This window comes from Mycobacterium sp. ABE4_509, from assembly GCF_056160785.1.
Genome location: NZ_JBSWXU010000015.1, coordinates 52,703 through 63,755, shown reverse-complemented (window position 1 = coordinate 63,755; position 11,053 = coordinate 52,703). Strand labels below are relative to the sequence as shown.

Here is an 11,053-nt window from a genome sequence, read left to right as displayed (position 1 = left end):
AAGGAGCCTTTCCGTTCGACTTGCATGTGTTAAGCACGCCGCCAGCGTTCGTCCTGAGCCAGGATCAAACTCTCCAAACAAAAACCAAAAAAGGCAGTTCAGAAAAATCTGACCTAACAAACAAAAACACCAAAAACTGGCATCACAAAAAAACCACACCCCAACACGGGAAGTCAGAGCATGGCAAAAAACAACAAACAAAAACCACCAAACACACTATTGAGTTCTCAAACAACATATCCCGGTTTCGGGCAACCCTGCCAGCTTAGATCATTCCGGTCAGGGAGGTCAAGCCCCGTCCACTCTGTCCGCTCGGAATCCGTTCGGACCGGGCCGTTGGCTTCTGAAAGGAAATACTACGCGCTGTCGCGCGTACGCCCAAATGACCAGCTTACGCCCGGTTTCGGCGCTCCGCAGCGCTTAGACGACCCGTTCGATCTCGGCCCCGAGCGCGAGCAGATTCTCCACGAACCGGGGGTAGCCGCGATCGATGTGGAAGACGTCGTGCACCTCGGTGTCACCGTCGGCCACCAGACCCGCCAGCACCAGCCCGGCGCCGGCACGGATGTCCGACGACCACACCGGCGCGCTCGACAGCTGCGGGATTCCGCGCACCACCGCATGGTGACCGTCGGTGCGGGCGTCGGCGCCGAGCCTGATCATCTCCTCCACGAAGCGGAACCTCGCCTCGAAGACGTTCTCGGTGATCATCGACGTTCCATCGGCGACCGCGGCCAGACCGATCGCCATCGGTTGCAGATCGGTGGGGAAGCCGGGGAACGGCAGGGTCGCGACGTTGACCGCTTTCGGCCGGTCGTACTGCACCACCCGGAACCCGTTGTCGTTCTGGGTCACCGTCGCCCCGGCATCGTGCAACTTGTGCAACACCAGCTGCAGATGGGCCGGATCCACACCGGTCACCGAGATGTCGCCACGGGTCATCGCGGCCGCGATACCCCAGGTCGCCGCGACGATCCTGTCCCCGATCACCCGGTGCTGGGTCGGATAGAGCCGTTCCACACCGGTTATGGTCAGGATTGGCGATCCGGCACCGGTGATCTGCGCACCCATCTGGTTGAGCATCGTGCACAGATCGACGACGTCGGGTTCGCGGGCGGCGTTGTGGATGGTCGTCACGCCGTCGGCCAGCACGGCAGCCATCAGGATGTTCTCGGTCGCGCCCACCGAGGGGAACTCCAGTTGGATCTCCGCGCCGTGCAGATGGTCCGCCTCGGCCACCACGCAGCCGTGCTCGATATTGCACCGGGCGCCCAACTGGCGCAGCCCGGCCTGATGCATGTCCAGGGGCCGGGAGCCGATCGCATCACCGCCGGGCAGTGCCACCTTGGCTCGCTTGCACCGCCCCACCAACGGCCCCAGGACACACACCGACGCGCGGAACTGGCGGACCGCCGCGAAGTCCGCGTCGTACTTGGGCTCGTCGGGAGAGGTGATCCGCACGACGTCGCCGTCGAGTTCGACCGTTGCGCCGAGCCCCCGCAGGACCTCGGCCATCAGCGGCACGTCGAGGATGTCCGGGCAATTGGTGATGGTGCTGGTGCCGTCCGCGAGCAGCGAGGCCGCCATCAACTTCAGGACACTGTTCTTGGCTCCCCCGACGGCGACTTCGCCCGACAACCGGCCTCCGCCGGTCACCACGAAATGCTCGCTCACGCCGGTTAGTGTAAACAGCCCGCCGGACCATGTCAGGCTGCCGAGCCGCTGGCCACCGTGCTCGGTGCGGCCCGGTTGCCGTAGCGTTTTGTCCATGGCTGTCCACCTCACCCGGATCTATACCCGCACCGGCGACGACGGGACCACCGGCCTGTCCGATTTCAGCCGGGTTTCCAAGAACGACCTCCGGCTGGCGGCCTACGCGGACTGTGATGAGGTCAACGCCGCCATCGGAGTCGCGGTGGCACTGGGCGATCCCGGCGAGCGTCTGCTCGACGTGCTCCGCCAGATCCAGAACGACCTGTTCGACGCCGGCGCAGACCTGTCCACGCCGGTCGTCGAGAATCCTGAGTACCCCCCGCTGCGTGTCCAGCAGAGTTACATCGACCGGCTCGAAGCCTGGTGTGACGAGTTCAACGAGGGGCTGCCTGCGCTCAACTCGTTCGTGCTGCCCGGCGGCACACCGCTGTCAGCGCTGCTGCACGTCGCCCGGACGGTGGCCCGACGTGCCGAACGTTCGGCCTGGCAGGCCCTCGACGCGCACGGCGACTCGGTCAGCGTCCTGCCGGCCAAGTACCTCAACCGTCTCTCGGACCTGCTGTTCATCCTGTCCCGCGCGGCCAACCCGGACGGTGACGTGCTCTGGACCCCCGGCGGCGGCCAAGGACGTTGACCCGGCCCGGCCCGGGTCAATGGCTCCGTCGACGGGCCCGGGGCGACGGGCGCGACTCCAGCCAGGAGGTGAAAGCCGTCAACGCGCCCCTGTCCAGGGCGATCTCGTATCCGCGGCCGCGTTCGGGCCCGGTATCGCGCAGTTCGAGGATCACGATCTCGTTGGTCATGATGTCGAACTCGTCGCCACGCGGAGAGCGCCGCGCCACGACCTCCAGACCCCGCCGGGTCAACCGGCGATCAGGCCACCAGCGCAGGCTCGACAGCCGGTAGAAACCGGCCTCGTCACCCCGGTAGCGCACCACGCCGTGGCGCCAGCCGTGCCCGGCCACCGCGGGCACGTCCCGCAGGATCGCCGCGGTGCCGCCGACCTGACGCAGTTTCCACAGCCGGTAGAACAGCACGAAGACGACCAGTGTGAGCACACACACCAGCGCGACCATGAACACCATGGACGCGCTCATGAGCCCGCCTGCTAGTCGATCTGCCCCAGGGCGCGCAGCCGCGCGCGGCCCCAGGCTGCGGTCCTGGGATCGTCAGACTCCGAGTCCTGCTTGGCCGCATCGGAATCGATCTCGGACTCGAACTGCGCCTTCTCCACGAGGATCCGCACGGCCTCCTCGGTGACCGACAGAAAGCCGCCGTCCACCGCGATCCGCAGGTCGTCCTCGCCTTCCCGCTCGACCCGCACCATCGCGTCGTCGACCAACTGGGCGACGAGCGGGATGTGGTTCGGCAGGATGCCGATCTCACCGGCGGTGGTGCGGGTGAACAGGAACGTCGCCGCTCCGGTCCACAACTCGCGTTCCACGGCGACGATCTCGAGGTTCAACTCCGCCATGTCACACCACCCCTCTGGTCCGCCTGAACACCACGATCACAGCTTCGCGCCGAGGCTCTCGGCCTTCTTGGCCAGGTCGTCGAGGCCACCGATCAGGAAGAACGCCTGCTCGGGCAGATGGTCGAAGTCACCCTTGGCCAGCTTGTCGAAGGCCTCGATGGTCTCCTTGAGCGGCACCGTCGAGCCGGGCTGCCCGGTGAACTGCTCGGCAGCCATCATGTTCTGGCTCAGGAAGCGCTCGATACGGCGGGCCCGGTTGACCAGCTGCTTGTCCTCCTCGGAGAGCTCGTCGATACCGAGGATCGCGATGATGTCCTGAAGGTCCTTGTAGCGCTGCAGGATCCGGATGACTTCCTGGGCGACGCGGTAGTGCTCGTCGCCGACCACCGCCGGGTCCAGGATCGTCGACGACGACGCCAGCGGATCCACCGCGGGGAAGATGCCCTTCGAGAACACCGCGCGGGAAAGCTCGGTGGTCGCGTCGAGGTGGGCGAACGTGGTCGCCGGGGCCGGGTCGGTGTAGTCGTCGGCGGGCACGTACACGGCCTGCATCGAGGTGATCGAGCGGCCACGCGTCGAGGTGATGCGCTCCTGGAGCTCACCCATCTCGTCGGCCAGCGTGGGCTGGTAACCCACCGCCGACGGCATACGGCCGAGCAGCGTCGACACCTCCGAGCCCGCCTGGGTGAACCGGAAGATGTTGTCGATGAACAGCAGCACGTCCTGGCCCTGCTCGTCACGGAAGAACTCCGCCATGGTCAGCGCCGACAGCGCGACACGCATACGGGTGCCCGGCGGTTCGTCCATCTGACCGAACACGAGCGCGGTGTCCTTGAGCACGTTGGCGTCCTCGAGCTCCACCCACAGGTCGTTGCCCTCACGGGTGCGCTCCCCCACCCCGGCGAACACCGAGGTGCCGCCGAAGTTACGGGCAATACGGTTGATCATCTCCTGGATGAGCACCGTCTTGCCCACGCCGGCACCGCCGAACAGGGCGATCTTGCCGCCACGCACGTACGGCGTCAGCAGGTCGACGACCTTCAGACCGGTCTCCAGCATCTCGGTGCGGGGCTCCAGATCCGAGAAGGCCGGCGGCTTGCGGTGGATCGACCAGTGATCGAAGTCCTTGCCGTAGCCCGGCTCGTCGAGGCAGTCGCCGAGGGCGTTGAACACGTGGCCCTTGACGCCGTCACCGACCGGCACCGAGATCGAGTTACCGGTGTCGGTCACCTCCACGCCGCGGACCAGCCCGTCGGTCGGCTGCATCGAGATGGTGCGCACCAGGTTGTCGCCCAGGTGCTGGGCGACCTCGAGGGTCAGCGTCTTCGACAGCTCCTTGTAGGAGATGTCGGCGTGCAGCGCGTTGAACAGTTCCGGTACGGCGCCGCGCGGGAACTCGACGTCGACGACCGGGCCGGTGATGCGAACCACGCGACCCGTGGTCTCTTTGGCTTCTGCGGTTGCAGTCATTTTCTCTTCGCTTCCTTACGGGCCGTACTACTGAAGGTCATTTGGCGTCGGCCAGCGCGTTGGCGCCGCCGACGATCTCGCTGATTTCCTGGGTGATCTGGGCCTGACGTTCGCGGTTGGCCGCCAGGGTCAGTCCCTTGATCAGCTCGTCGGCGTTGTCGGTCGCCGACTTCATCGCCCGTCGCCGGGATGCCGATTCCGACGCCGCCGCCTCCAGCAGTGCCGCATACACCCGGGTGGCGATGTAACGCGGCAGCAGCGCGTCGAACAGCGTCTCGGCGTCGGGCTCGAACGAGAACAACGTCCGCGGGCCGTCATCGGGGCGTTCATCCTCGACGTACTCGACGACCATCGGCGCGATCCGCCGTGCCACCGCCGTCTGCGAGAGCATCGACTTGAACTCGGTGAACACGATGTGCAGCTCGTCGACGCCGAGAATGCCGTCGGCTCCGGGCTCGTCACCGTCGTCGTCGGCGCCCGACATGAAGGCCGTGACCAGGGTGTCGGCGATGTCGCGGGCGTGCTCGTAGTCGGGCCGCTCGGAGAAGCCGGTCCACGACTCGGTCACCGTGCGCTGGCGGAAGTTGAAGTAACCCAACGCTTTGCGGCCGACGACGTAGAGCACCGGGTTCTTACCCTCGTCGCGCAGCAGCGAGAAGAGCTCCTCGGCCTGCCGCAGCACGTTCGCGTTGTAGGCCCCGCACAGACCGCGGTCCGAGGACACCACCAGCACGCCGGCGCGTTTGGCCGACTCCCGGGGCACCAGCAGCGGATGGTCCAGCGCGCTCGCGCTGGCCAGCTCGGTGAGCATGCTGGTGATCTCGGTGCTGTAGGGCCGAGCCGCCTCGACTCGGGCCTGCGCCTTGCCGATCCGCGAGGTGGCGATCAGTTCCTGGGCCTTGGTGATCTTCTTGATCGACCCGGCGGAACGGATACGCCCGCGCAGCTCACGCAGTGTTGCAGCCATTTAGCTCTCCAGACCCCTCAACGCCTCTCCGGTGCCTACTTGCCCGCCGGCTTACGGACCTTGACCGACTCCTTCTGGACGTCTTCTTCGTCCATGGCCTCGGTCTCCGCCTCGTTGACCACCGAGCTTCCGTCGGAGGCCGCGAAGCCCTTCTTGAACTCGTTGATCACGCCGGACAGCTTCTCCTCGGCCTCCTCGGAGAGCTTCTTGGTCTCCCGGATGCCCTCGAGGATGTCGTCGTGGGAAGCCTTGACGTGCTCGAGCAGCTCGGTCTCGAAACGTGCGACGTCATCGACCGGAACGGAGTCGAGGTGGCCGCCGGTGCCCAGGAAGATCGACACGACCTGATCCTCGACGGCATACGGGGTGTACTGCGGCTGCTTGAGCAACTCCACCAGACGGGCGCCACGGTCCAGCTGGGCCTTCGAGGCGGCGTCCAGGTCCGAGGCGAAGGCGGCGAACGACTCCAGCTCGCGGAACTGCGAGAGCTCCAGACGCAGCGAGCCGGCCACCTCCTTCATGGCCTTGATCTGTGCGGCGCCACCGACGCGCGACACCGAGACACCGACGTTGATGGCCGGCCGCACACCCTGGTTGAACAGGTCGCTCTCCAGGAAGCACTGCCCGTCGGTGATGGAGATGACGTTGGTCGGAATGAACGCCGAGATGTCGTTGGCCTTGGTCTCGATGATCGGCAGGCCGGTCAGCGAGCCACCACCGAGTTCGTCGGAGAGCTTCGCGCAACGCTCCAGCAGGCGGGAGTGCAGGTAGAACACGTCGCCGGGGAACGCCTCGCGGCCCGGCGGGCGGCGCAGCAGCAGCGAGATCGCGCGGTAGGCGTCGGCCTGCTTGGTGAGGTCGTCGAACACGATCAGCACGTGCTTGCCGTCGTACATCCAGTGCTGGCCGATGGTCGAACCGGTGTAGGGCGCGAGCCACTTGAAGCCGGCCGAGTCCGAGGCGGGTGCGGCGACGATGGTGGTGTACTCCATCGCGCCGCCCTCTTCGAGCGCCCGCTTGACCGAGGCGATCGTGGTGCCCTTCTGGCCGATGGCGACGTAGACGCAGCGCACCTGCTGCTTGGGGTCACCGGTCTCCCAGGCCTTGCGCTGGTTGAGGATCGTGTCCACGCACACCGCGGTCTTGCCGGTCTTGCGGTCGCCGATGATCAGCTGGCGCTGGCCGCGCCCGATCGGAGTCATCGAGTCGATCGCCTTGATGCCGGTCTGCAGCGGCTCGCTGACGCTCTGGCGCTGCACCACCGACGGCGCCTGCAGCTCGAGCGCGCGGCGCTCGGTGGAAGCGATGTCGCCCTGGCCGTCGATCGGCTGACCCAGCGGGTTGATCACCCGGCCGAGGAATCCGTCACCGACCGGCACCGAGAGCACCTCGCCGGTGCGCTTGACCTGCTGGCCTTCTTCGATGTTCTCGAAGTCACCGAGGATCACGGCGCCGACGCTGTGCTCGTCGAGGTTCAGCGCGACGCCGAGGACGCCGCCGGGGAACTCGAGCAGCTCCTGAGTCATGACCGAGGGCAGACCCTCGACGTGGGCGATACCGTCGCCGGCGTCGATAACGGTCCCGACCTCTTCACGCTCGGACCCGGCGGCGAAAGAGGAGACGTAGTCCTCGATCGCTCCCTGGATGTCAGCAGCCGAGATAGTCAACTCTGCCATGGCTTTTCGCTTCCTGCCTGTTGTGTTCTCAATGGTCTGGGTGGATTGGGGGCTGCGGGTCAGTCGGGTAGCCGGGTCTCGGCTGACGCGAGCCGCGACGACAGCGAGCCGTCGATGACCTCGTCGCCGACGGTGACCGTGAGGCCGCCCAGCAAGGAGGGGTCGACGTGCAACTGCACCGACACCGGATGGCTGTAGATGCGGGTCAGCAGCTCGGTCAGGCGGGCCCGCTGGCCGTCACTGAGCGCGGCGGCGGCGCTGACGTTGGCGACCACCTCGCCGCGGCGCGAGACCGCCAGCTCGGCGAGGTCGCGCACCGCCTCGTCGGCCCGCTCCCCGTGTAGCAGCTCGACGGTCTGCGCGAGCAGCGCTTTGGTGGATTCGTTGGCCTGGTTCGCCAGCAGCCGGTCGAGCAGTGCGATCCGGCCCTCGACGGGGGTGGTGTAGTCACTCAGCAGTGCGCTGAGCTCGGACTCGCCGTCGAGGATGCGGCTGAACCGGAAGAGCTGGTCTTCGACCTCGGCGGCCTCGTTGTTTCGCTCCGCGCGCAGCAGCAGCGCCAGCCGGGCTGCGTAGCGGATCGCGTAAGCCAGGTCTTCCTCGCTCGACCAGCGTTGCGCCACCGCGGTTTTCACCAACTCCAGGGTGATGTCGGACACCTTCCCGGACAGCAGCGCCTCGACCAGATTGGCCTTGGCGTCGGCGTTGTCGGTCGGCTCGCCGAGGTGCTTGCTCAACACCGGCTCGGAGGTCAGCAGCTTGGCCACCGCGACCAGATCCGCGCCCAGGGTCGACAACCCGTCGGCGGGGACGTCGGTGGTCAGTTCGTTGAACCGGGAGATCACCACCTGCAGCGCAACGCGGCTGGTGGCCCTCATCTTGGAGCCGGCCGTGTCGCCGACGTTGGCCAGCGAGGGCGCCATCGCGTCGAGTTCGTCGAGGAACCGGTCGACGGTCGCCGCGCGGTTGGCGTCGTCGGAGACGTGCTCGCTCACCAGCTGCCGGGCCCGCAGCACGGACTCGGTGCCCAGCTGCTGGCGCAGTTCGCGGATGAGCTGCTGACGGAGCAGTTCGGCCTGCGCGGCGCCCTGCACCTTGATGCGCTCCACATCTGCGTCGGCCTGCTCCCGCAGCTGCACGGAGATCTTCTCGGCGTCGGCCCGGGCCTCTTCGACCACCCGGGCCGCTTCGGCCTCGGCCTCGGCGAGCGCCGCGGCGTGCTGCTCGTCGGCCTTGGCGACCTTTTCGGCCGCCGTGGCACTGTCATCGAGCTGCTGGCGCACCGTCTCCTGCTGGGTCCGCATCATGTTCCGCACCGGCGGAACCACGTAGCGAACCACCAGGAACACGATGACCAAGAACCCGATGAACTGACCGATGAATGTCGACATGCCTACCGTCCCTGGCTCGTTGGCGCGTTCGCGACATCGACCCCGAGCACCCGGCCGGCCAACGTCTCCGAAAGCGTCTCGATCGACGACCGCAGCTCCTCGGCAGTCGCGCTGCCCTGCTGCGCCAGTTCCTCGTTGGTCCGCGTCACCGTGGCCGTGACCTCGTCGTTCGCGCGCGAGCGCATGTCCTCGAGGATCTGCCGGCCTTCGCCACGCGCCTGGTCCCGGATGGCCGAGGCTTCCCGTCGCGCCTCGGCCATCACCTTCGCGGAGTCGCCTTGTGCTGCGGCGAGCAGCTCAGCGGACTTCCGGTTGTCCTGGTCGGTCTTGGCGACCATCGCTTCCCGCTCGTGCAGAACCGCGCTGATCGGAGGCACCACGAACTTGGCGATGACACCCAGCACGATCAGGAAGATCAACAGCACGAAGATGAACGTGCCGTTGGGCAGCAGGAAGTTGCTCTGCCCGCCTTCCTCCGCCGCGAGGACAGTGATGCTCAGGTCACCCATGACTCTCCAGTCCGACTATGCGACCGGCGTGGCGAAGACGAACAGCGCCATGAACGCCAGGTTGATGAAGTACATGGCCTCCACCAGGCCGACGGTGATGAAGAACGGCACGAACAGCCGGCCCTGGGCCTCGGGCTGCCGGGCGACACCTTCGACCAGCGCGCTACCGACGACACCGTCGCCGATGGCCGCGCCGATGGCGCCGCCGCCCAACAGAAGTCCACCGCCGATGAGCGCGCCGGCAGCGATCGTGGGATCCATTTCTTTCCTCCTTGCTAACTGGCAGGGCGTCCTACCAGGTCTGGGTTTAGTCGATCAGGTTGTTTGAAGCGTTTTCGGTCGGTGGGTCAGTGGTGTTCGTCTTCGAGCTCCATCGACTGGCCGAAGTACAGGATCGTCAGCAGCGCGAAGATGAAGGCCTGGATCGCGCCGATGAACAACTCGAATGACTTCCACAGCGCGTTGGGCGCCCACATGATGTAGGCGGGGAACAGCGCGATGATCGTGACCATGATGCCGCCGGCGAAGACGTTGCCGAAAAGTCGGAGAGACAGCGAGATCGGCTTGGCGAGCTCTTCGACGATGTTGATCGGCGCGAGGAACGCGACGTGCCCCTTGACCAGCTTGACCGGGTGGCCGAGCACACCGCGGCGCCAGAAGCCGGCGGCGTGGTAACAGATGAAGACGAACAGGCCCAGCGCCAGCACGAAGTTGATGTCGGCGGCCGCCGGCTTGAGGAACTCGTGGATGCCGGTCTCGTCGGAGTACTGCCACGGGAACACCGACAACCAGTTGGCCACCAGGATGAAGACGAACAGCGCGACCGCCAGCGGAAGCACGAACGGCGCGATCTTCATCCCGATCGCGCTTTCGATCTGGTTGCGCGACTGCGTGGTGATGGCTTCCCAGAACAGCTGCACCCCGCTGGGCACCCCCTTCGAGGTGACCTTGGACTTCAGGTAGAAGGCGAGGGCCAGAACGATGATCGCGGCGATCGACGTCGAGAGCAGGGTGTCGGTGTTGACCGTCAGGCCGAACCAGTTGGCCTCGGTGTGGACGCCGACGTGGATCCCGGACTCGGAGGCGAGGATCGTCACCGGATCCGTCGCGACTTGATTTCCCGTCATTGCTGGCTCGTATCTCCTTCAGAGCTTTGGGCGGCACCGGCCCGCAGTTTCCGCGCGACGGGCAGGGTGGTCGAGAACACCAACAACATCTGGAACAGCGCCATCCCGAAGACCACGCCGAGCCCCTGGGGCCGGAAGACGTAGGCGATGGCGAGCCCGATCACCGACAGCACCATCAGCCGGGCTGCCGAGTTGAGCGCCATCGCGCTCTTGAGCGGGTGTTCCTTGGCGGTGATCTTGGTGACCGAGCGGCGCACCAGCACCGCGTTGATCAGGCCGAGTCCCAGGCCCACGCCGAAGAACACGCCGACCATGACGTGGCCGAGCAGAGCCGCACCCAGCGTGCCCAGCCCAGCCAGGACCACACAGATGATCAGGAGTCGTAACGGCCTGAAAGCAATGGATGGCAACACCAACGGCGCATCCTGCGCTGGCGTCGTCACTGACTCACCTCAATCCCGCGGTCAATCGTCATCTACCGGAGTCTTCCTGGATGGTTCCTGTGCGTGGCGCCCGTAGCGTATCGGAGGGCGTCAGGCGCGCTGGAATCACCCAAGGCGCAGCTCCTGTAATCGGTCAAACTGTCGGTCGTTGTTCCATTCCGGTCGGCTCCGAACCGACGTGAGAATCGGTGGTGCCGAACGGGCCGGAGGGCCGGCAACCCGCGAGGTTCTTCGGGTTCTGAGAGCACCCTAACATATGGTGGAGGCCACAAAAGAGGGCCTA

At 66.3% G+C, this 11,053-nt stretch carries 12 protein-coding genes and 1 rRNA gene; 1 reads left to right on the top strand and 12 read right to left on the bottom strand.

Features of this window, described 5'->3' with window-relative positions; genetic code table 11:
• Both ACXAID_RS05765 and murA read right to left on the bottom strand, forming a co-directional pair.
• Positions 1-80 (bottom strand): 16S ribosomal RNA (locus ACXAID_RS05765); the annotation flags it as partial.
• Positions 81-420: 340 nt separating this feature from the next.
• The gene (gene murA / locus ACXAID_RS05760) at positions 421-1,674 is read right to left on the bottom strand and encodes a UDP-N-acetylglucosamine 1-carboxyvinyltransferase (RefSeq protein WP_475021228.1); all 1,254 of its coding nucleotides are present in this window, start codon (positions 1,672-1,674) and stop codon (positions 421-423) included.
• A gap of 94 nt (positions 1,675-1,768) precedes the next feature.
• Between murA and ACXAID_RS05755 the strand changes: the two genes are divergently transcribed.
• Positions 1,769-2,347 (top strand): cob(I)yrinic acid a,c-diamide adenosyltransferase, encoded by a 579-nt coding sequence (locus tag ACXAID_RS05755; protein WP_475021227.1) that lies wholly within the window; start codon positions 1,769-1,771, stop codon positions 2,345-2,347.
• A 16-nt stretch (positions 2,348-2,363) separates the two neighbouring features.
• On the opposite strand, the gene ACXAID_RS05750 is transcribed toward ACXAID_RS05755, so the two are convergent.
• The 10 genes from ACXAID_RS05750 to ACXAID_RS05705 all read right to left on the bottom strand — a co-directional run bounded on the left by ACXAID_RS05750 (position 2,364) and on the right by ACXAID_RS05705 (position 10,770).
• On the bottom strand, positions 2,364-2,810 hold the full coding sequence (locus ACXAID_RS05750) for a DUF2550 domain-containing protein (protein WP_475021226.1): 447 nt from the start codon (positions 2,808-2,810) through the stop codon (positions 2,364-2,366).
• 11 nt (positions 2,811-2,821) lie between these two features.
• On the bottom strand, positions 2,822-3,187 hold the full coding sequence (locus ACXAID_RS05745) for a F0F1 ATP synthase subunit epsilon (RefSeq protein WP_475021225.1): 366 nt from the start codon (positions 3,185-3,187) through the stop codon (positions 2,822-2,824).
• Between the two features lie 36 nt (positions 3,188-3,223).
• A complete protein-coding gene (gene atpD / locus ACXAID_RS05740) occupies positions 3,224-4,657 on the bottom strand; it encodes a F0F1 ATP synthase subunit beta (protein ID WP_475021224.1) in 1,434 nt (477 codons plus the stop codon).
• Positions 4,658-4,694: 37 nt separating this feature from the next.
• Positions 4,695-5,624: a F0F1 ATP synthase subunit gamma gene (locus ACXAID_RS05735; protein ID WP_475021223.1), complete on the bottom strand. Its 930-nt coding sequence runs from the start codon at positions 5,622-5,624 to the stop codon at positions 4,695-4,697.
• Between the two features lie 35 nt (positions 5,625-5,659).
• Positions 5,660-7,300: a F0F1 ATP synthase subunit alpha gene (atpA, locus tag ACXAID_RS05730; protein WP_475021222.1), complete on the bottom strand. Its 1,641-nt coding sequence runs from the start codon at positions 7,298-7,300 to the stop codon at positions 5,660-5,662.
• A 59-nt stretch (positions 7,301-7,359) separates the two neighbouring features.
• Complete coding sequence (locus ACXAID_RS05725) at positions 7,360-8,691, bottom strand: F0F1 ATP synthase subunit B/delta (protein WP_475021221.1); 1,332 nt, start codon at positions 8,689-8,691, stop codon at positions 7,360-7,362.
• Between the two features lie 2 nt (positions 8,692-8,693).
• On the bottom strand, positions 8,694-9,200 hold the full coding sequence (locus ACXAID_RS05720) for a F0F1 ATP synthase subunit B (protein ID WP_475021220.1): 507 nt from the start codon (positions 9,198-9,200) through the stop codon (positions 8,694-8,696).
• Positions 9,201-9,215: 15 nt separating this feature from the next.
• Positions 9,216-9,461, bottom strand: coding sequence for a F0F1 ATP synthase subunit C (locus tag ACXAID_RS05715; RefSeq protein ID WP_098006198.1), 246 nt, complete (start codon positions 9,459-9,461; stop codon positions 9,216-9,218).
• 86 nt (positions 9,462-9,547) lie between these two features.
• The gene (gene atpB / locus ACXAID_RS05710) at positions 9,548-10,327 is read right to left on the bottom strand and encodes a F0F1 ATP synthase subunit A (protein ID WP_475021219.1); all 780 of its coding nucleotides are present in this window, start codon (positions 10,325-10,327) and stop codon (positions 9,548-9,550) included.
• Positions 10,324-10,770: an ATP synthase subunit I gene (locus ACXAID_RS05705; protein WP_475021218.1), complete on the bottom strand. Its 447-nt coding sequence runs from the start codon at positions 10,768-10,770 to the stop codon at positions 10,324-10,326. Before ACXAID_RS05705 ends, atpB begins: the two co-directional genes overlap by 4 nt.
• Between the last annotated feature and the right edge of the window lie 283 nt (positions 10,771-11,053).